General features: G+C 69.4%; 15 protein-coding genes and 2 pseudogenes. 10 read left to right on the top strand and 7 right to left on the bottom strand.

Going from position 1 to position 20,082, the window contains the following annotated elements:
* Positions 1-200: 200 nt before the first annotated feature.
* The 3 genes from ABZV38_RS18520 to ABZV38_RS18510 form a co-directional block, all read right to left on the bottom strand.
* Positions 201-1,991: an ABC transporter ATP-binding protein gene (locus ABZV38_RS18520; RefSeq protein ID WP_356328228.1), complete on the bottom strand. Its 1,791-nt coding sequence runs from the start codon at positions 1,989-1,991 to the stop codon at positions 201-203.
* 62 nt (positions 1,992-2,053) lie between these two features.
* Positions 2,054-4,033: an ABC transporter ATP-binding protein gene (locus ABZV38_RS18515; RefSeq protein WP_356328227.1), complete on the bottom strand. Its 1,980-nt coding sequence runs from the start codon at positions 4,031-4,033 to the stop codon at positions 2,054-2,056.
* A 98-nt stretch (positions 4,034-4,131) separates the two neighbouring features.
* Positions 4,132-6,048, bottom strand: coding sequence for an ABC transporter ATP-binding protein (locus tag ABZV38_RS18510; protein ID WP_356328225.1), 1,917 nt, complete (start codon positions 6,046-6,048; stop codon positions 4,132-4,134).
* A 192-nt stretch (positions 6,049-6,240) separates the two neighbouring features.
* On the opposite strand from ABZV38_RS18510, the gene ABZV38_RS18505 reads away from it, so the two are divergent.
* A complete protein-coding gene (locus ABZV38_RS18505) occupies positions 6,241-6,891 on the top strand; it encodes a response regulator transcription factor (protein WP_356328224.1) in 651 nt (216 codons plus the stop codon).
* Between the two features lie 48 nt (positions 6,892-6,939).
* On the opposite strand, the gene glgX is transcribed toward ABZV38_RS18505, so the two are convergent.
* A complete protein-coding gene (glgX, locus tag ABZV38_RS18500) occupies positions 6,940-9,207 on the bottom strand; it encodes a glycogen debranching protein GlgX (RefSeq protein ID WP_356328222.1) in 2,268 nt (755 codons plus the stop codon).
* A 151-nt stretch (positions 9,208-9,358) separates the two neighbouring features.
* Between glgX and ABZV38_RS18495 the strand changes: the two genes are divergently transcribed.
* The 6 genes from ABZV38_RS18495 (at position 9,359) to ABZV38_RS18470 (ending at position 16,229) form a co-directional block, all read left to right on the top strand.
* A complete protein-coding gene (locus ABZV38_RS18495) occupies positions 9,359-10,654 on the top strand; it encodes an Ig-like domain-containing protein (RefSeq protein ID WP_356328221.1) in 1,296 nt (431 codons plus the stop codon).
* A 244-nt stretch (positions 10,655-10,898) separates the two neighbouring features.
* Positions 10,899-12,149, top strand: a complete 1,251-nt coding sequence (locus ABZV38_RS18490; RefSeq protein WP_356328219.1) for an Ig-like domain-containing protein — start codon at positions 10,899-10,901, stop codon at positions 12,147-12,149.
* 87 nt (positions 12,150-12,236) lie between these two features.
* Positions 12,237-13,004: an enoyl-CoA hydratase-related protein gene (locus tag ABZV38_RS18485; RefSeq protein WP_356328218.1), complete on the top strand. Its 768-nt coding sequence runs from the start codon at positions 12,237-12,239 to the stop codon at positions 13,002-13,004.
* 251 nt (positions 13,005-13,255) lie between these two features.
* Positions 13,256-13,771, top strand: a complete 516-nt coding sequence (locus ABZV38_RS18480; RefSeq protein ID WP_356328217.1) for an ATP-binding protein — start codon at positions 13,256-13,258, stop codon at positions 13,769-13,771.
* 422 nt (positions 13,772-14,193) lie between these two features.
* The gene (locus ABZV38_RS18475) at positions 14,194-15,030 is read left to right on the top strand and encodes a polysaccharide deacetylase family protein (protein WP_356328216.1); all 837 of its coding nucleotides are present in this window, start codon (positions 14,194-14,196) and stop codon (positions 15,028-15,030) included.
* Entirely contained in the window at positions 15,030-16,229 is a 1,200-nt protein-coding gene (locus ABZV38_RS18470) for a YncE family protein (protein WP_356328214.1), read from the top strand. Before ABZV38_RS18475 ends, ABZV38_RS18470 begins: the two co-directional genes overlap by 1 nt.
* 51 nt (positions 16,230-16,280) lie before the next feature.
* Here ABZV38_RS18470 and ABZV38_RS18465 read toward each other — a convergent pair whose 3' ends face one another.
* The gene (locus tag ABZV38_RS18465; RefSeq protein ID WP_356328212.1) at positions 16,281-16,919 is read right to left on the bottom strand and encodes a GNAT family N-acetyltransferase; all 639 of its coding nucleotides are present in this window, start codon (positions 16,917-16,919) and stop codon (positions 16,281-16,283) included.
* 143 nt (positions 16,920-17,062) lie between these two features.
* Here ABZV38_RS18465 and ABZV38_RS18460 point away from each other — a divergent pair, with 143 nt between their 5' ends.
* On the top strand, positions 17,063-17,278 hold the full coding sequence (locus ABZV38_RS18460; RefSeq protein ID WP_356328211.1) for an EF-hand domain-containing protein: 216 nt from the start codon (positions 17,063-17,065) through the stop codon (positions 17,276-17,278).
* Positions 17,279-17,560: 282 nt separating this feature from the next.
* On the opposite strand, the gene ABZV38_RS18455 is transcribed toward ABZV38_RS18460, so the two are convergent.
* Positions 17,561-18,571, bottom strand: a complete 1,011-nt coding sequence (locus tag ABZV38_RS18455) for a terpene synthase family protein (RefSeq protein ID WP_356328209.1) — start codon at positions 18,569-18,571, stop codon at positions 17,561-17,563.
* 424 nt (positions 18,572-18,995) lie between these two features.
* Complete coding sequence (locus tag ABZV38_RS18450; protein WP_356328208.1) at positions 18,996-19,211, bottom strand: hypothetical protein; 216 nt, start codon at positions 19,209-19,211, stop codon at positions 18,996-18,998.
* Positions 19,212-19,388: 177 nt separating this feature from the next.
* On the opposite strand from ABZV38_RS18450, the pseudogene ABZV38_RS18445 reads away from it, so the two are divergent.
* Both ABZV38_RS18445 and ABZV38_RS18440 read left to right on the top strand, forming a co-directional pair.
* Positions 19,389-19,876, top strand: a pseudogene (locus ABZV38_RS18445) (response regulator transcription factor); the annotation flags it as partial.
* A 52-nt stretch (positions 19,877-19,928) separates the two neighbouring features.
* Positions 19,929-20,069: pseudogene (locus tag ABZV38_RS18440) on the top strand (IS110 family transposase); the annotation flags it as partial.
* Positions 20,070-20,082: the final 13 nt, after the last annotated feature.

Raw genomic sequence — 20,082 nt, 5'->3', positions numbered from 1 at the left:
ATCACCGGCGCCGCAGGCCGGCCCACCACAGCCTGACCACACGCCCGAACCCAGGGCCCACCACGCCCCGACGCGCCGTCAGACAGTCACCCACCTCCGGACGAGCCGGACTGCCGCGCGACGGATCAGGAACGGTTCGGCGACCGGCAGAGCCCCGGACGGCGGCCGGGGCTCTGCCGGGGCAGCGGACGAAGTGGCAGTCATGAGGTGGCCTCCTGGGGCGCAGGGCCGGCCCCGTCGCCCACGGGGACGGCGTCGTCATCGTCCGCACCGCGGGACACCAGCAGGCGATAACCGGGTTGTTCGTCCAGCAGGTCGCGATGGGTGCCGACGGCCGCGACGGACCCGTCGACCAGGTAGTACACGGTGTCGGCCCGGTCCAGGACGAGAGGGGAGGTGCTGGTGACGACCGTGGTCCGGCCGGACCGTGCCGTGCGCAGCCGGGACGCCATGGCTGCCTCGGTGTGCGCATCGACTGCCGAGGTCGGCTCGACCGCCAGGAGAATCTCGGGATCGGCCAGCAGGGCCCGGACGAGGCGGACACGCTGCCGCTGGCCGCCGGAGAGATTGCGGCCCTGGGCGTCGACGGTGGAGCCGAGCCCGTCCGGCAGGCCGCGGACGATGTCCTGGGCCGCGGCAGCGTGGACGGCACGGCGGAGCGCCTCGTCGTCCCGGTCCCGGCTGCCGGAGACGACATCACGCAGCTTGCCGGCGAACAGGTCGGCCTCGTTGTCCGCGACGAGAATCCGCGCGCGGACCTGGGCCTGCTCGATCTCGTCGAGGCGTGTGGTGCCCCAGGTCGCTGCCGACGCGACAAAGCCGCCGAGACGGTCGATCACCTTCGCGGAGTCCGACGGCCGGGCGCCGACCAGAGCGGTCAGCGTTCCGGGGACCACCTCGACCCCGGATTCGGGATCGTGGAGGACGGAGGGCGACTCGGGCCCGTTCAGAGGTGCCGAAGGTGCCTCCCGGCCCATCGAGTCGGGCTCCAAGGACAGGAAGTGGATGACTCTGCGCGCGGCGACCAGACCGCGGCTGATGTCGTAGCCGCCCTCGATGAAGGAGGAGACGGGCACGACGAGAACCGCCGTATAGCCGTACACCGCGACCAGTTCGCCGACGGTGATGTCGCCCTGCGCGGCCATCCGGGCCGCCAGCCAGGACACGGCGCCCAGGAACAGGGTGGGCAGGCCGACGCCGAGTGCCTGGATCCAGCTGGTCACCGCCCCGACCCGGTACCCCTCCGCCTGCAGCTCCTGCGAACCGCGCCGGTAGCGTTCGGCGTAGACGTCCTTGCCGCCGATGCCGTTGAGGACACGCAGACCGCCGGCGATGTCGGCGAAACGGGCGGCGAGGCTGCCCTGCCGGTCGCGGTACGCCGACTCGGCTCCCTGAAGCCGCCCCAGCAGCGGGCCGACCAGCACCGCGAGCAGCGGCACGCCCAGCAGCACCACCGCGGCGAGCAGTGGCGAGACGGTCAACAGCAGTGCGGCCACGACAACATAGGCGAGGACGGCGCCGACGCCGGGCCCGGTGACCGTCAGCGTATCGGCGATCATCGCGACGTCACCGAACCCGATGGTGACGATCTCGCCGGCCGTGGCCCGGCGCGGCAGCGCCGCGCCCAGCCTCGTCGCCTGGGCGACCACCACCCGCACCGTACGGAAGGCACCGTCGAGCCGCACCCTGGTCATCGTGCGGTGCCGCATGATGGCCAGCCAGGCGTTGAGCACTCCGGCACCCACCAGTGCCGCGACCCAGCCGACCAGCGCGGAGCGGCCCCCGGGCTGCAGCCCGTCGTCGATGGCGCGCGACAGCAGGTACGGCGGCAGGGTCAGGCAGATCATCCAGGAGCTGCCGAGCAGTGCCCCGGCGGCAACGCGGCGCCACTGACGGGTGACCAGCCACAAGAGATACCGCCCGGGGCTACGGAAGTCCGGGGTCTCCTGCTTCACATACGGACCGACCGGGTGATCCACGGGCTCAGTCATGTACGCACCCTGGACCGCCGGTGCGGGAGGCCGACGGGGGAGACCATCACCCGCGGTCGGTCTCAGGCCAGGCTCTCCCGCCAGGCGCGGTGGAGCCCTGCGAACCGGCCTGTCCCGTCGATGAGTTCGGACGGGGAGCCGTCCTCCACGATGCGGCCGTGCTCCATCACCAGCACCCGGTCCGCGATCTCCACGGTCGACAGCCGGTGGGCGATCACGACTGCGGTGCGGCCGTGCAGCACTGTGTCCATGGCCCGCTGCACCGCCCGTTCGCCAGGGATGTCGAGGGAGCTCGTCGCCTCGTCGAGAATCAGCACCGCCGGGTCGGCCAGCAGGGCGCGGGCGAAGGCGACCAACTGGCGCTGGCCGGCCGAGATCCGCCCGCCCCTCTTCCGTACATCCGTGTCGTATCCGTCGGGCAGACCGCTGATGAAGTCATGCGCTCCGATCGCCTTCGCGGCCTGCTCGATCTCCTCGGGGGTGGCGCCCGGGCGGCCGATGGCGATGTTCTCGGCGACCGTCCCGGAGAACAGGAACGCCTCCTGGGTCACCATCACCACACCGCGCCGCAGTTCGGGCGTGGCGAGGTCCCGGAGATCGGTCCCGTCCAGCAGCACCCGGCCGTCGGTCGGGTCGTAGAACCGGGCCAGCAGCTTCGCGAGCGTCGACTTCCCGGCGCCCGTCGAGCCGACCACGGCCACGGTCTGCCCTGCCGGGATCGTCAGATCGAAGCGGGGCAGTACTTCGCCGCCCGTTCGGTAGGCGAAGCTCACCGCGTCGAAGACGACGTTCCGGCCCGGCTGCTCACCCATGCGGGCGGGCAGCTCCTGAGGGTTCGTGGTCTCCGGCACGGTGGGGGTCTGGGCCAGCAAGCCCGCGATCTTCTGCAGTGATGCGGCGGCCGACTGATAGGAGTTGAGGAACATGCCGAGCCGGTCGATCGGGTCGTACAGCCGTCGCAGATAGAGCACGGCCGCCGCCAGCACGCCGAGTGCGAGCGTGCCGGAGGCGACTCGGTATGCACCCCACAGCACGATCCCGGCAACCGCCGTGTTGGCGACCAGCCGGGAGCCGACGACGTAGCGGGCCATCTCCAGCAGGGCGTTGCCGTTGGTCCGGCAGTGCTGCTGGTTCAGCCTGTCGAACTCGGTGTCATTGATGCGCTCGCGGCGGAAGGCCTGGACGGGACGGATTCCGTTCATGGTCTCCGCGAACTTCACGATGACCGCCGCGATCGCCGTCGACCGCGCCGCGAAGATCACACCGGCCCGCCGCTGGTAGATCCGCACCAGCACATACAGGGGCACGAACGAGAGGACGGCGACCGCGCCGAGACCGAAGTCCAGCCACAGGAGCAGCAGTGAGATGGATACGAACGAGAGCACCACGCCGATCAGTTCCTGCAGGCCCTCGCTGAGCAGCTCCCGCAACGACTCCACATCCGTGGTGGAGCGGGAGATCAGCCGGCCCGAGGTGTAGCGCTCATGGAAGTCCACACTCAGCGCCTGCGCGTGGCGGAAGATCCGCCCGCGAAGATCGAGCAGCACGTCCTGATTGATCCGGGCGGAGGCCTGGATGAAGGCGTACTGCATGCTCCCCGCGCCCGCCGAACACAGTGCGTATCCGATGGCAACGGCGATCAGCGGTCCGTAGTCCTTGTCCCTGAACGCCGGTACGCCGCTGTCGATTGCGTAGGCGACAAGCAGCGGGCCGGCCTGGACAGCGGCCTGCTGGATCAGCAGGAACAGTGCCGCCACCACCACCCGGCCCCTGAGCGGTCCGAGCAGCGACACCAGCAGGGTGCGGGTGGCACCGCGGGGCGTGGGCAGGTCGTCCCGGTCGAAGGGATCCCCGGCCCCGGCATGGACGGGGGAGTCGGGTTCCGGGCCGGTGGCCTCGGCCTTCGTCCGCGGTCCGCTGCCCTGCCCAGTACCCTTCCCGTTACCTGTCCCGGCACCCGTGCCGTGCAGGTCGCGAGCCTTGATCTCCGTGCCCGCGACCGTGCTCGTGGCCGCGCCAGTGCTCGTAACCGAGTTTGTCATTGCGCCCGTCGTGGTAGCGGCCGTTGACTTCAGGCCGGGCCCTGGGGCGTTCTCGTCGTCGCCGTCCGTCCCTGTGGGACACCCTGTTGTCGCATTGGTCATCGGGCACTGCCCTCCTCGGCAGGGACGTCCATGGCACGCACGCCGTCGTCGGCCATATATGGGGTAAGCGCATCCCGGGCGGTCGCGTCGTCAGTGAGTGCAGCGGACACCGGGCTTCTGGCTCCGGACATCAGCCAGGCGTACTCGACGTTGCTGCGCAGCAGTTCCTGGTGGGTGCCGACTGCGCTGATCCGGCCCTCCGACAACAGCGCCACCCGGTCCGCGAGCATGACTGTGGACGGCCGGTGGGCGACCACCACGGCCGTGGTCGACACCAGCACGCGCCGCAGGGCGGCCTCCACCAGCGTCTCCGTATGCACATCCAACGCCGAGAGCGGGTCGTCGAGCACCAGGAAGCGCGGCTGTCCGACGACGGCGCGAGCCAGTGCCAGACGCTGCCGCTGACCGCCGGAGAGGCTGAGACCCTGCTCACCGACCTGGGTGTCGATGCCGTGCGGCAGGTCGTACACGAAGTCGGCCTGCGCGATCGAGAGTGCTCGCCGCAGCTCGTCCTCGCCGGCACCCTCGGCGCCCATGAGGATGTTCTCCCCGACACTCGCCGAGAAGAGCGTCGGTTCCTCGAACGCCACGGACACCAGCTCACGCAGCCGTTCGCGCGGCAGGGTGGTGATGTCGGCACCGTCCAGCGTGATCCGCCCGGCGGTGACGTCGTGCAGTCGCGGCACGAGTGCCGTGAGCGTCGTCTTCCCGGATCCCGTGGCCCCGACCAGGGCCATCGTCTCGCCGGGGCGGATCCGTAGATCGATCCGGGTCAGTACGGGCGCGGAGCCGGCCTCCGCGTCCGGGTAGCGGAACTCGACGCCTTCAAAGACCATCCCGCCGTCCGTGGAAGGCACCGCAGAAGACCCCGGGTCTGACTGCGTGGACAGTTCCGCAGTCGGCTCCCCGGCCGTCTCACATTCCTCCGCAACGTCCATCACCTCGAAGAACCGCTCGGTCGCCGTGGCCGACTCCTGGCTCATCGCCAGCAGGAAGCCGATCGACTCGACCGGCCAGCGCAGCGCCAGCGCCGTCGACAGGAACGCGACGAGCGTGCCCGCCGACAGTCCGCCGTCCGCGACCTGGATCGTGCCGAGCACCAGGGCCGCCCCGATCGCCAGCTCGGGGATGGTGGTGATGAACGCCCAGATGCCGGCCAGCAGCCGTGCCTTGTCGAGTTCCGTACCGCGAAGCAGCTGTGAGAGGCCGCGGAAGGCCAGGGCCTGGCTGCGGTGCCGGCCGAAACCCTTGATGATGCGGATGCCGAGCACGCTCTCCTCGACGACCGTCGTCAGATCGCCGACCTGGTCCTGGGCCTTGCGCGCGACCACCGCGTACTTCGTCTCGAAGGCCGAGCAGAGGATCACCAGCGGTACCGCGGGAGCCAGCAGCACCAATCCCAGCGCCCACTGCTGCACCAGCAAAATGATGAAACCGACCAGAATCGTGGTGGCGTTGACCAGCAGGAACGTCAGCGGAAAGGCCAGGAACATACGCAGCAGCATCAGATCCGTGGTGCCGCGCGACAGCAACTGACCCGATGGCCACCGGTCGTGGAAGGCCACCGGCAGCCGCTGCAGATGCCGGTACAGGTCGGCCCGCATCGATGCCTCGACGCCCGCCAGCGGCCGCGCCACCAGCCACCGCCGCAGCCCGAAGAGCAGCGCCTCGACGATGCCCAGCACCAGCAGGTAGAGCGCGCCGAGCCAGACTCCACCCGGATCGTGGTGCGCGACCGGGCCGTCCACCATCCACTTGAGTACGAGAGGGATCACCAGGCCGAGGCAGGAGGCGACGATCGCCACGGCCGCCGCCCCGAACAGGCGGACCCGTACAGGCTTCACGTAAGGCCACAGCCGCAGCAGGGAGTGCGCGGTGGACCGGTCCTTGGGCTCTACATGGTTTTCGGGCATCAGGGGCGAGCCTACGGTTCACCACTGACATCCCTCATCTTGTTTTCCGCGCAGTCGTACCCGGCATCAACCGATCGGCTGATGCCGTTCCGAGCGCGATGGCCGATGCCGCGCGGGGCCGCGCGGCAGGACCCTCGTACCCATGGCCATCCGCGTCCCACTGGTTCCTCAGCAATGAACACCGCGTATCCGATGGTTGACGAAACCGCACGCACCATCACCCTCGTCGTCGTCGACGACCACCCCGTCGTACGGGACGGTCTGCGCGGCATGTTCGAGTCGGCCCCGGGCTTCGAGGTACTCGGCGAGGCGGCCGACGGCGTCGAGGGAGTCGATCTCACCACCCGCCTCGACCCCGACGTCGTCCTGATGGATCTGCGCATGCCGGGCGGCGGCGGAGTCGCGGCCATCGCCGAACTCGCCCGGCGCGGTGCCCGCTCCAAGGTGCTCGTCCTCACCACGTATGACACCGACTCCGACACCCTCCCGGCGATCGAGGCGGGAGCCACCGGCTACCTGCTCAAGGACGCGCCCCGTGACGAGCTGTTCACGGCCGTCCGCGCCGCCGCCGACGGCCGCACCGTGCTGTCTCCCGCGGTCGCCTCCCGGCTGATCACCCGGGTGCGCATGCCCGCCGGTGCCGCCGGCCAGTCGCTGTCCGGACGCGAGCGTGAGGTGCTCGAACTCGTCGCCAAGGGCACCTCCAACCGGGAGATCGCCGCCGAACTGTTCATCAGCGAGGCAACGGTGAAGACCCATCTCACGCACATCTTCACCAAGCTGGGCGCCAAGGACCGCGCCGCGGCCGTCGCGGTCGCCTACGAGCGCGGCATCCTCGGCTGACCTGCCGCGCCCTCCGCACCCTCAACCGCCTTCGCCCCCTCGCCTCCGTCACTCCCTGACGCGCAGCAGTACCACCGCCCTCGCCGGCACCGTCAGCACCTCGTTGCCCCGGTGCACCGTCGCCGGCGCGGTCGACTGATCCTCCTGCGAGGTGTCCAGTACGAGTTCGTACGCCTGCGCCCACGGCGGCCCCGGAAGCCGGAATCTGCTCGGGCGGTCGGCGGCGTGGAGGATTGCCAGAAAGCTGTCGTCGGTGACCGGCTCACCGCGCGCGTCCCGGCCCGGGATGTCGCGCCCGGAGAGATAGAGGCCGACCGTCGCGGCCGGTGCGTACCAGTCCGCCTCCGTCATCTCCGTACCCTGCCGGGTGAACCATGCGAGGTCCCGCAGCCCGTCCGCGGCCTGCGCCCGGCCGGAGAAGAACGCCCGGCGCCGCAGCACCGGATGGGTGTGGCGCAGCGCGAGCAGCCGGGCCGTCAGCTCGGTCAGCTCCCGCCACTGGGGCTGGTCGAGCAGGGACCAGTCCAGCCAGCTCACCTCGTTGTCCTGGCAGTACGCGTTGTTGTTGCCGCCCTGCGTACGCCCCATCTCGTCGCCCGCGACCAGCATCGGCACCCCGGTCGACAGCAGCAGCGTGGTGAGCATGTTGCGCAGCTGGCGGCGGCGCAGCGCGTTGATGCCGGGGTCGTCGGTCTCGCCCTCGGCGCCGCAGTTCCAGGCCCGGTTGTCCGACGTGCCGTCCCGGTTGCCCTCGCCGTTTGCCTCGTTGTGCTTCTGCTCGTAACTGACCAGATCGCGCAGGGTGAAGCCGTCGTGCGCGGTGATGAAGTTGACCGAGGCGTACGGGCGGCGGCCGCCCCACGCGTAGAGATCGCTCGATCCGGTCAGCCGGTAGCCGAGATCCCGTACGTCGGGCAGGGCGCCGCGCCAGAAGTCCCGCACGGCGTCCCGGTAGCGGTCGTTCCACTCGGTCCACAGCGGCGGGAACGCGCCCACCTGGTAGCCGCCGTTGCCGACGTCCCATGGCTCGGCGATCAGTTTCACCCGGCGCAGCACCGGGTCCTGGGCGATCACCGCGAGGAACGGGGACAGCATGTCGACGTCGTGCATCGAGCGGGCCAGCGCCGCAGCCAGATCGAAGCGGAAGCCGTCGACACCCATCTCCGTGACCCAGTACCGCAGCGAGTCCGTGATCAGCCGCAGCACGTGCGGCTGCACCACGTGCAGGGTGTTGCCGCAGCCGGTGTAGTCGGCGTATCTGCGGGCGTCGGACTGGAGCCGGTAGTACCCGCGGTTGTCGATGCCGCGCAGCGACAGCATCGGACCCAGCTCGCTCGCCTCCGCCGTGTGGTTGTAGACCACATCGAGGATCACCTCGATCCCGGCGTCGTGCAGCGCCCGCACCATCCGCTTGAACTCGCCGACCTGCTGGCCTCCCGTACCGCTGGCCGAGTAGTCCGCGTGCGGGGCGAAGTAGCCGATCGAGTTGTAGCCCCAGTAGTTGTGCAGCCCGCGCCGGAGCAGATGGTCCTCGTGGGCGAACTGATGCACCGGCAGCAGCTCCACCGCCGTCACCCCGAGCCGCTGCAGATGGCCGATGGCCGCAGGGTGGGCGAGACCGGCGTACGTGCCGCGCAGCTCCTCAGGGATCCCCGGGTGCAGCTTGGTGAAGCCGCGCACATGCAGCTCGTAGATGACGGAGTCCGCCCACGGTGTCTTGGGCCGCCGGTCCTCCGCCCAGTCGTCGTCATCGTGGACGACGACACCCTTCGGTACGGACGGAGCGGAGTCCCGTTCGTCGCGCACGGTGTCGGCAACCTGCTGCTGCGGCCAGTCCCTCACATGGCCGTACACCTCGGCCGGCAGGGTGAATGAGCCGTCCACGGCCCGTGCGTAGGGGTCGAGGAGCAGTTTTGCCGCATTCCACCGGGCTCCCGTCCACGGGTCCCAGCGGCCGTGCACCCGGTAGCCGTACCGCTGCCCCGGCCGCACGCCCGGCACGAAGCCGTGCCAGACCTCATGGGTCAGCTCGGTCAGCGGGAGGCGTGTCTCGCCCCCTTCCTCGTCGAAGAGGCAGAGCTCGACGGCTTCGGCGCCGCCCGCCCAGAGCGCGAAGTTGGTACCCGCCACCCCGTCGGGCCCCACCCGGAAGCGGGCCCCGAGCGGCATCGGCGCACCGGGCCACACGGCCGGCTGCTGCTGCCCGCCGGAGGGGAACCGCCCGCTCGCCGGGCCGGTCCCCGCCTCTTCCGCTGTCCGCTCCACCGCCTCCCTGACCGGCCCTGGCACTGTCTCCTGCTCGGCTGCGCTCGACACTCTCAGCCTCCCGCGGCTCGTCCGGACCCGGCACCGAAGAGGAGCGCACGGCGTCCCGGCCGTGGCTCCTCGAGTGTGGTCCTCCCTCTGTTCTGCCCAGGGCAGGGCCCGCACTCACGTTTCCCCGGCCCGCTCCGGTCGTTGGGGGAATGTGAACCACAACGCGAAGAAGGCAGGAGCGAGCCCGGCCACCGTGCTGACATGGGCAGGACTGCTCGCCGTACTGGCCGTACTGACAGGTTGCACCGATGCGGAACCGTTCACCAACGGGAAGCCGAGGTCGTCGCCGTACACGATCAGGATCACCCCGCGGGACGGGGCCAGGGACATCAGGCCGGACGCCCGGGTCGAGGTGAAGGTTCCTGACGGGCGGCTGGAGAGCGTCAGGGTGGTGCAGACCGGGGCCGCGGAGCAGCGCGAGGACGCGGAGCAGCCCGAGTACGTGGAACAGCGCACGTACGTGGAGCAGGGCGAGGACGAACGGCAGCGCGAGATGCATGGCCTGATCTCGCAGAACGGCCTCTCCTGGACCCCGCGCGGCACCTCGGACCGGCTCAGCCTGGCCGCCACGTACCGGGTCGACGTGGTGGCCCTGGACAGTGCGGGACGCCGCGCGGCCCGCCACACCACCTTCACCACTGCGGTCCCCAAGCAGCGCTTCACCAGCAACTTCGAGCCGGACGAACGGTCGACCGTCGGCACCGGCGTGATCATTTCCTTCCGCTTCGACCGCGACATCGAGAACCGTGCGGCGGTGCAGCGGGCCATCCGGATCACCGCCGAGCCTGCAGTCGAGGTGGTGGGGCACTGGTTCGGCGGCGACCGGCTGGACTTCCGCCCGGCTGCCTACTGGAAGCCGCGCACCAACGTCACGGTCGCGGTGGCGTTGCACGATGTGGAGGGCGCGCCCCGTGTGTACGGCAGCCAGCGGAAGACGGTCACCTTCACGGTGGGCCGCTCGCAGGTGTCCAGAGTGGACGTGGCCGCCCACACCATGGAGGTACGCCGCGGCGGCCGGGTCCTGTCCAAGGTCCCGATCACGGCGGGCGCCCCGGCCACGAGCACGTACAACGGGAAGATGGTGGTCACCGAGATGAAGGAGGTGACCCGGATGGACGGCCGGACCGTCGGCTTCGGCGGTGCGTACGACATCAAGGACGTCCCGCACGCCCTGCGGATCACAGACTCCGGCACCTTCGTGCACGGCAACTACTGGGCGGGCGGGGGCGTCTTCGGCTCGGCCAATGTCAGCCACGGCTGTGTCGGGCTGCAGGATGTGAGGGGTGGCAGCGAGGACACCCCGGCCGGCTGGTTCTTCGACCGGACGATCGTCGGGGACGTGGTCGAGGTCGTCAACTCCGAGGACAAGAAGGTTGCTCCGGACAACGGTCTGGGCGGCTGGAATCTGAACTGGAGTCAGTGGAAGGCGGGCTCCGCACTCCACTGACCCGGGTCGGCCGGACCTCGTGCAGGACCCCGGACCGGGCACCCCCGCGCAACGCTCCGAACCATGCGTCACCTGGTGAAGTTCCGAGACAACTTGGGACTGAACGGTGACATCCGAGGGAGGAAGTCCCTACGGTCGGTGTGGTTATCTAACGCTGAGCGCGCATGAGCAGCGCGCGGGGGTGGGAGCCTGCGGGCTCCCTGGGCCTTGGCGGGGCCAGGCCGTGTGAGGGGAGACGACCACATTGAACGGGCAGCCGATATCGGGGGCATCGGTCGGGGCGAACGGCAGGCGACGTGGTCGGGGGACCACCGGACTGCTGGCTCTGGTACTGGGAGCGCTGCTGCTGGTGACGGCATGCGGCGGGGGAGACACCGACGCCGGGAGCAAGGGCAAGAACACCGGTGGGGGCAAGAGCGAGGACACGACCGCCTCGCAGGCGGTGGTGACCGTCGCACCGAAGGACGGCGCCGACTCCGTCGCCACCAGCGGGGCGCTGAAGATCTCCGCCGATCAGGGCAAGCTGACCACGGTCAAGGTCGCCGACCCCAAGGGCGTCGAGGTCGAGGGCGAGATCGCGGCGGACGGCACGAGCTGGGAGCCCGAGCAGCACCTGGCCGCGGCGACGAAGTACAGCGTCCACGCGGTCGCCAAGGACTCCAAGGGCCGTCAGTCGGCGAAGGACACCACCTTCACCACACTGGTCCCGAAGAACACCTTCATCGGGCAGTACACGCCGGAGGACGGCTCCACGGTGGGCGTCGGCATGCCGGTCTCGATCCACTTCACTCGCGGCATCACCGACCCGGACGCCGTGGAGAAGGCCATCGAGGTGACGGCGGAGCCGTCCGTCCCCGTCGAGGGCCACTGGTTCGGCAACGACCGTCTCGACTTCCGCCCCGAGAACTACTGGGCGGCGGGCACCAAGGTGACTGTGAAGCTCAATCTCGACGGGGTCGAGGGACGCCCGGGGGTCTACGGCAAGCAGGCCAAGGCGATCTCGTTCACCATCGGCCGCCGCCAGGTCAGCACTGTCGACGCGAGCACGCACCGCATGAAGGTCGTCCGCGACGGCAAGGAGCTCAGGAACATCCCGATCTCCGCGGGCGCCCCGGCGACCACCACGTACAACGGACAGATGGTCATCAGCGAGAAGCTCAAGGTGACCCGGATGAACGGTGACACCGTCGGCTTCGGCGGCGAGTACGACATCAAGGACGTGCCGAACGCGATGCGCCTGTCCACGTCGGGCACGTTCATCCACGGCAACTACTGGGGCGGGTCCGGCGTGTTCGGCTCGACCAACACCAGCCACGGCTGCGTCGGTCTGCAGGACGTACGCGGTGGCTGGAGCAAGAAGACCCCGGCGGCCTGGTTCTTCGACCACTCGATGATCGGCGACGTCGTGGTCGTGAAGAACTCCCAGGACAAGACGATCCAGCCGGACAACGGCCTCAACGGCTGGAACATGTCCTGGGCGGAGTGGACCAAGTAGATCGCGACGTACGACACGACAGCGGGCCCGGTGCTGTGACCAACAGCACCGGGCCCGCTGTCGTTAGCGCCGGTTAACCTGCCTCCCATGACCGTAACCCTCGAAGCAAGCGACGGCGTCGGCACGATCCGGCTGGACCGCCCGCCCATGAACGCCCTGGACGTCGCCACCCAGGACCGGCTGCGTGAACTGGCCGAGGAGGCGACCCGGCGCGACGATGTGCGCGCCGTCGTCCTCTACGGCGGCGAGAAGGTGTTCGCGGCGGGCGCGGACATCAAGGAGATGCAGGCGATGGACCACACGGCGATGGTCGTACGGTCCAGGGCGCTGCAGGACTCCTTCACCGCGGTGGCCCGGATCCCCAAGCCGGTCGTCGCCGCAGTCACCGGCTATGCGCTCGGCGGCGGCTGCGAACTGGCGCTCTGTGCCGACTTCCGGATCGCCGCCGACAACGCCAAGCTGGGTCAGCCCGAGATCCTGCTCGGCCTGATCCCCGGCGCGGGCGGCACCCAGCGGCTGGCCCGGCTGGTCGGCCCGTCCAAGGCCAAGGACCTGATCTTCACCGGCCGCCACGTGAAGGCCGAAGAGGCCCTGACGATGGGTCTGGTGGACCGGGTGGTGCCGGCGGCCGAGGTGTACGAGCAGGCGCACGCCTGGGCCGCGCGGCTGGCCAAGGGGCCTGCCCTGGCACTGCGCGCGGCGAAGGAGTCCATCGACGCGGGGCTGGAGACCGACATCGACACCGGGCTCACGATCGAGCGGAACTGGTTCGCCGGTCTGTTTGCCACGGAGGACCGCGAGCGCGGCATGCGGAGCTTTGTCGAAGAGGGTCCGGGCAAGGCCAAGTTCCTCTGACCGAAAGCCAGTTGGGCACAGACGGCCGTGTGTTCATCCGTGCGGGCGGATTAGCTGAACCTTAAGGCAACCTTAAGGTTCAGCGCTCCGGCGATCGGTGCAGCCCTGTGTGGGCGGCACATATGTGCAGGTCGGAGCGGGTGTCGAGAGGTGCATTCTGCCACTGGCATATGCCTACCGACTGCCACGGAATGCCTCCCTCCGGGGTGGGGATTCCCGCGGAACGGCCCCGGAGCGCCCGCTGTGCGGCCATGATGGTGTGCATGGCGGGCCTGGAGGGTGTGGAACAGCCGCGACAGCGCAGCGGCGCGACTGCGGCACGCTGGATGCCGACTGTCGAGGACGAACAGGCGTTCAAGGCGCTGGAGTTGTTCGGAAATCCGACGGAGGGTGAGGTCCGGCTGCCGTCCCGTCCGGAGTCCGCGGCGACCGCTCGCCGTCTTACCTCGTGCGTGGTGCTGCGTCAGTGGGCGCTTTCCCCGCAGACGGCCGAGCATGCCGTTCTGCTCGTCTCGGAGCTCGTCGGCAATGCGGTACGGCACACCGGTGCCCGCGTCTTCGGACTCCGGATGCTGCGCCGTCGCGGCTGGATCAGGATCGAGGTGCGCGACCCCTCGCGCGGGCTGCCGTGTCTCATGCCGGTCCAGGAGATGGACATCAGCGGCCGCGGCCTCTTCCTCGTCGACAAGCTCTCCGACCGCTGGGGCGTGGACCTCTTGCCGCGCGGTAAGACCACCTGGTTCGAGATGCGGATCTCCGACCGCTGAGCCGGTCCGGCTTCCGCTGCCTCCCGGGCCCCGCCTCCCCCCCCATGACGCACAGAAGCCCCCGGTCTGCCGTGGTGCGGCGCCTCGGGGGCTTCTGTGTGGGGACCGTGAAATGGGGGTGTGTTCACGGCCGCGTAAGTCGACCTGGCCCGGGTCAATGGGGGTCGTGGAACCGACTATGGCAGACGGGTGACGGTGGAGCCAAAAGCGCTAATGGCTTAGGTCGAGTCATATCGGGACATTTCATCGGAGAATCGTAGGTGTGATGGGTCACTGGCCTGGCAATGCATGAATGAATATGTGGTTCTGCGGGTGATTCATCGAGCGCTCGGGTGATCGACGACATGCTGCGGACCCCCTGGGATCGTTGTGAATAGGGTCAATTTTCATCTTCTCGACATTGCACCCCTACTGTTCTGCTCATGAACGCCTCCGAGACATCGGTGCACCGCCGCAGCGCACTGCGGGCGAGTGCAGGGGCAGCCCTGGCCGGCGCCCTCGCGGCCGGATGTACGGAAGGGCGTGGCGCCGTCGGCGCCTCCGCGAAGACCTCTGCCGGCACGTCCACGGACGCCCCCGCGCAGGCCACCGGCAGGAGTGACGCGAGCGCACGGCCCCCGGTCCCGCACCTCGCGCCCGCCCCGCACCGCTTTCCCGGGCAGCCGGTCCAGATCGATCACGGCCCCCGCAACCGCCCCCGGGTCGCCCTGACCTTCCATGGCCAGGGCGACCCGGCCATCGCCCGGACCGTGCTTGCCGAGGCGGAACGTGCCCACGCGCGGATCACCGTCCTCGCCGTCGGCAGCTGGCTCGACGAGCACCCCGAGATGGCCCGCCGGATCCTCGACGGGGGTCATGACCTCGGCAATCACACCCAGAGCCATGTCGACATCTCGGCGATGGGCGAGGCGGCGGCGTACGCGGAGATCACCGGCTGCGCTCAGCGGCTGCGCCGGCTCACCGGCTCCATCGGCACGTGGTTCCGCCCCTCGCGCAGCCGGTACGCCACCCCGCTCGTCCAGCGCCTCGCGCGCAGGGCGGGCTACCCGCACGTCCTCTCGTACGACGTGGACTCCCTCGACTTCACCTCCCCCGGCGCCGCGGCCGTCACCCGCAAGGTTGCCGGGGAGATCCGCAACGGGTCGGTGGTGAGCCTGCACTTCGGGTACGCGGACACGGTTGCCGCACTGCCTGTCCTCCTCACCGAGATCGACCGCCGACAACTGCGTGCGGTGACGACTACGGAGCTGCTGACCTGATGCTTCCCTCCGCCAAGCGCACCGCGGCCCTGCTCGGGGCCGTCCTCATTGCCGTGCTCGTGGGCTGTGGCAGCCCCGCCGAGAAGGGGAAGGCCGAGGCCGCCGGCACCGAGGCCGCCACGCCGCCCGTCGTCGCGAACAACGCCACCCCGAAGCGTGCCACCCCGCCCGGCCTCGCCGGGATGCCGCCGGTGCTCGATCCCAAGGACGTGTACGCGGCCGACCGGGCCGGAATGATGTCACCGGTCGTCAAGAACTTCCCGGCGCGGGTGTACGTACCCAACACCAAATCCAACACCGTGTCGGTGATCGACCCGAAGACATACAAGGTCATCGAGACCATCCCGGTCGGCCACCAGCCGCAGCATGTCGTCCCGTCCTGGGACCTGAGGACTCTCTGGGTCAACAACGACCTCGGCGACAGCCTCACAGCCATCGATCCGGCCACCGGGAAGGCGGGCAGGACGGTCGCGGTCTCCGACCCGTACAACCTCTATTTCACGCCGAACGGCAGGTACGCCATCGTGATGGCCTCGATGGACCGGCAGCTGGTCTTCCGCGACGCGCACACCATGAAGAAGGCCAGGACCGTCCCGGTCGACTGCGCGGGCGTCAACCACGCCGACTTCTCCACGGACGGCCGGTACTTCATCGTCTCCTGCGAGTTCTCCGGCGAACTCCTCAAGGTCGACACGGCGAAAATGAAAGTCGTCGGCCAGCAGAAGCTGCCGCTCAAGGGGGCGATGCCGCAGGACGTGAAGCTGTCGCCGGACGGCGGGACGTTCTACATCGCGGACATGATCGCGAACGGCATCTGGGTGCTGGACGGGCAGAAGTTCACCCGGCCGAAGCTGCTGCCCACCGGCAAGGGCGCCCACGGCCTGTACGTCAGCCGCGACTCCAGGAAGATGTACATCACCAACCGTGGTGAAGGGTCCATCTCCGTCTTCGACTTCGCAAAGAACAAGCTGACGAAGAAGTGGCACCTGCCGAACGGCGGCAGCCCCGACATGGGCGGCGTCTCGGCGGACGGCAAGGTTCTCTGGCTGTCGGGGCGATACAACGCCGAGGTGTACGCGATCGACACGGCCACCGGCAAGCAGCTCGCCCGCATCCCGGTGGGCAGCGGACCCCATGGACTCGCCGTCTACCCGCAGCCGGGGCGCTACTCGCTCGGCCACACGGGAGTCTTCCGCTGATCGCCCGGCCACCCCGGCGTCTCTCTCCCCCGTCCGCCGAGGGTCCGCGGGTCAGCCCGCGATCAGCAGGGCCTCCGAGCCGACCGGCCGGTAGCCCGCCGCCTGGAACGTCCGCACGCTGCGGGCGTTCCCCGGTGACTGCTGCGCCCACACCACCGCGTCCGGCACCAACTGCCGGGCCGCTCGCGCCAGCTGCTCCCCGAGCCGTCGGCCGCGTGCCTCCTCGGCCACCTCGACCGCTGCCTCCCAGCGTCCGGCGACCCCACGGCCGAGAATCAGCACACCGCCGCCGGCGGCCCAGACCCGCACCTCGTCGCGGTACTTCATCGCCCGTGCCACCCGCGGATGTTCCGGGTCCTCGATCTCCCGGAGCCCGATGTCCGGATCGCCCGGCAGTGCGCCCGCGACCGTCAGCAGATCGATGGTGTTCATGTGCCGTCCGGTACGGGCCAGCAGCGCGCCCAGGAAGTACGGGTTCATCGTCGCGGCGAGCGGATCACCGGGGGTGGCGGCCAGCGTGGCCCGTACCCATGACGGATCCTCGTCGGTGAACACCACCGAGTGCGCGGTGAAGGCCAGCACCCCGGCGTCCCGTGCGTTCGGCTGTGCCACCACCGTCGTGCCCCCGTCCGGCGGGGGGAACCGCCCGTGCGCGGCAGCTGCCATGGCCTGAGCCAGTGCGTCCTTCATGAAGCGTCCCACTCTCCGGTCCAGGGCCCCGCCCGCCGTCCGCGGACACCGCACCCATGATGGACGACCGGCCGCCGCGATCGGTGCCTGTCGCGCCCGTTAATCTGGCCCCCGTCAGTTAGGCATGATGAAGGGGCGGAACAGTGGCGGACATCGAGTCGGCGCGCAAGGCATTCGAGCGGTACGACCTGAACGGCGACGGGCTGATATCGGCCGCCGAGTACAAGAGTGTGATGGCTCAGCTGGGTGACCCCTACGTCACCGAGACGGTGGCCCAGGCCGTCATCAACTCCCACGACGCGAACGGTGACGGTCTGCTCACCTTCGACGAGTTCTGGGCTGCCCAGAACAAGGGCTGATCGCCGGGAGGACCCCCGGCCGTGGTCGGCCGGGGGCCGCCGGACCCGTAACCACTCAGCACCCCCTCGGGGTTCCGGACCGCACACGTCCGCCAGGCGGGTGACCGGGCGGGCAGCGCCTGGACCTGTCCGGCCCGCAGCAGTCGCTGAATCCTCGGGCAGCCGGATCGGCCGCATTGCCGAACTCACCGACCGCTCAGCCGAGTCGGGCGAGACCGGGCCCGGCACCGCCGGGCCTGCGCGCACTGCCGCCGACGCAACCGGCGCCCCGGTCCGGGCCGGTCAGGCGGCGAAGTTCCGGGACAGGGAGCGTTGTTCGTCGATTTCCATCAGGTCGGGGCGGGTGTACCGCTCCGCCCGTGCGTGGTAGTCGAAGTCTCCGCGGACGAGCCCGCGGTAGTCCTGGACGCAGCGCTCAAGCGCGTCGCGCGCCGGACCGTCGATGCGTGCGGCCTCTATCTCTTCGACGAGTTCCTTTTCCGCTCGCTGCACCCGGTCGGCGATCCTCGCCAGCCAAATCCCGGCCTCGTCGACGGCCTCCTGGAGTGTGCCGCCGCGGTCCCGTTGAATGAGCCGGACCGTATTGTGCTCGTAACCGAGCATGGCTTCCTTCTCGAACGAGCAGATGTCATTGCAGATCCCTGAGTGATCGGCCACTGCATTGCGCAGTGCGATATACGCGGGAAGGGATCGGGAGGATTCCGGGAGATCTATTCCGGCAGTGATCTCGTGCAGGTCGAGGAACGGTTGCATGGCCACGGAATCACGGCGGTGCTTCACGAAGTCGGCGGTGCTCGGTACATGGCCCGCGACCCGGTCGACGGCCTCCGCGTAGTACGTCCACAGCCAGGCGACCGTGTCCCGGCGGAACTGCCGGACCCAGCGCGGCGACCGTCCCTCGCAGGTCCGCAGCATCAGACCGTCGAGCCCGTGCTCCATGGGGCCGTTCGGCGCGCTGGTTCCGTCGAGCACGTCCACCAGCCGGGCGATGGCCTCCTCGCACACGTGCGGGTCGCGGCCGGCCGGGCCGTCGTCGAACTCGTCGTCCACCAGGAACGCCCAGAAAAGCCACTGGCAGAAGAGATCGAGGTGCTCCTGCGAGGCCGCCGGGAATATCAGGGATATCCAGAGCTCCGGGCGCGTCCGGAGTATTTTCTTCCGAGCCACCGGAGACAGGGTGAGATCGTTGTCGGCCGCCCACTCCCAGGCGGCTCGTTTGGTTGCCTGAATGCCTGGATTGCAGCCCGTGCTCTCGAACGGCATATGGAATTCTGGAAGCGTGATTTTGCTCATGGTGCCCCTCGTCTGAACGTTGCGAACAGGGAATGGGAATGAGTCGCTTTCACGAATCAGTGCAGGCGCGCAGGCGATCGATTCCGGGAGAGCTCATCGCTGTCCTCTTTCCTCCGCCGGGGCCGGGGCATCGGAGCCGGGCCGGTTTACCACGGCGGCGGACCGCATGCGGACAGCGATCGCGTCACCACTCGTCACATCCAGTGAACCGTGACAGCGCGGTGGATGGAAGCAGTTTGTGACCGAAACTGCTTGATCGCCATGAACACCCGCTCACTTATGAGCAGTTGGTGAACTGTTGAGTCGGGGGACCCGGTTGGCCGAGGTAGGAGATCCGGCCGGTTCGTTAAGGAGCCGGCCGTCACGGCCGGGCGGGCGGAGTGCCCTCGTCCGGGCGACACCGTGCCCGGACGAGGACCAGGGATCAGGACAGGGCGAGCTCGGTGACGTTGTCCGCCTGGTGGACCCAGGCGGCACTGAGGCTGCCGCCCTTCACGTGCGCGTCGCCGTTGGCCCGCAGCGTTCCGATGCGGTTGCCGCCGTCGCCCGAGACCGTTCCGGGCGCCGCCGCGGCGGATCCGGCCCCGATGAGACCGGCGACGGTCAGTGCAGCGGCGACGGTGAGGATCCTGGAGTTCATGATGATTCTCCATACGAGTCGGCCGGGGAACCACGGGACGGTCCCCGAAGTTGACCTACATCTGAGATCAACGACAGGCGCGGAAAGATGATGTGCACCGTCACCCGGGCAGAGGGCGTGCGCGGGGCGCACCTGGCTGGACAGACGCACGTTCCGCAATGCATGGATGAGACGGAGAGCGACTGCAAGGTCCTCATGCTGACCACGTTCGACCTGGACGAGTATGTGCACGCCGCACTCGAGGTCGGGGTCAGTGGCTTCCTGCTCAAGGATGTGCGGCGGGACGACCTCGTGCACGGGGTCCGCGTCGTCATGGCCGGAGACGCCCTGCTGGCCCCCTCGATCACACGACGGCTGATCGCCGAGTACGCCAGTCCCGCGCGGCCCGGCGTTGCGGTGGACCCGGCTGCGACGTTGGCGGCGGCGGGGGACGCGGGCGGCTGTGACAAGGGACCCCGCTCTCTGTTGCAACAGCTGGCCGCACGCGAGGAGGAGACCCTGCGCTGCATCGCGCAGGGCATGTCCAACGCGGAGACACCGCCCTCGTGGTCAGCGAGCACACCGTGAAGACCCATGTGCGCAACCTTCTGGCCAAGTTGCAGCTGCGCGACCGGATCCACGAGGTGGTCTTCGCGTACGAGACGGGACTGGTCTCGCCCAGCTGACCGGAGCCGTGCTCCAGCCCCGCCGCCTCAACTCCTGGCTCCCCCCAACACCTCCGCACTGGTCAGCGTCCGCTACGACCCGAACTCGCGGAGGTTCTACGACCGTAAACGCGCCGAAGGGAAGAAGCACGTCCAGGCCGTGCTCGCGCTCGCCCGCCGACGCGTCACCGTCCTGTGGGCCCTGGTCCGTGACCGACGGTGGTACC

Origin of the sequence: Streptomyces sp. NPDC005181 (genome assembly GCF_040608395.1) — a bacterium.
Classification (GTDB): Bacteria; Actinomycetota; Actinomycetes; order Streptomycetales; family Streptomycetaceae; genus Streptomyces.
This window is presented reverse-complemented; position numbering and strand designations above follow the sequence as displayed.

What these genes read in the sequence shown, in the direction of transcription:
- ABZV38_RS18520 (WP_356328228.1), bottom strand. Translation starts at nt 1,991, where the DNA reads ATGACTGAGCCCGTGGATCACCCGGTCGGTCCGTATGTGAAGCAGGAG.
- ABZV38_RS18515 (WP_356328227.1), bottom strand. Translation starts at nt 4,033, where the DNA reads ATGACAAACTCGGTTACGAGCACTGGCGCGGCCACGAGCACGGTCGCG.
- ABZV38_RS18510 (WP_356328225.1), bottom strand. Translation starts at nt 6,048, where the DNA reads ATGCCCGAAAACCATGTAGAGCCCAAGGACCGGTCCACCGCGCACTCC.
- ABZV38_RS18505 (WP_356328224.1), top strand. Translation starts at nt 6,241, where the DNA reads ATGGTTGACGAAACCGCACGCACCATCACCCTCGTCGTCGTCGACGAC.
- ABZV38_RS18485 (WP_356328218.1), top strand. Translation starts at nt 12,237, where the DNA reads ATGACCGTAACCCTCGAAGCAAGCGACGGCGTCGGCACGATCCGGCTG.
- ABZV38_RS18480 (WP_356328217.1), top strand. Translation starts at nt 13,256, where the DNA reads ATGATGGTGTGCATGGCGGGCCTGGAGGGTGTGGAACAGCCGCGACAG.
- ABZV38_RS18475 (WP_356328216.1), top strand. Translation starts at nt 14,194, where the DNA reads ATGAACGCCTCCGAGACATCGGTGCACCGCCGCAGCGCACTGCGGGCG.
- ABZV38_RS18470 (WP_356328214.1), top strand. Translation starts at nt 15,030, where the DNA reads ATGCTTCCCTCCGCCAAGCGCACCGCGGCCCTGCTCGGGGCCGTCCTC.
- ABZV38_RS18465 (WP_356328212.1), bottom strand. Translation starts at nt 16,919, where the DNA reads ATGAAGGACGCACTGGCTCAGGCCATGGCAGCTGCCGCGCACGGGCGG.
- ABZV38_RS18455 (WP_356328209.1), bottom strand. Translation starts at nt 18,571, where the DNA reads ATGAGCAAAATCACGCTTCCAGAATTCCATATGCCGTTCGAGAGCACG.
- ABZV38_RS18450 (WP_356328208.1), bottom strand. Translation starts at nt 19,211, where the DNA reads ATGAACTCCAGGATCCTCACCGTCGCCGCTGCACTGACCGTCGCCGGT.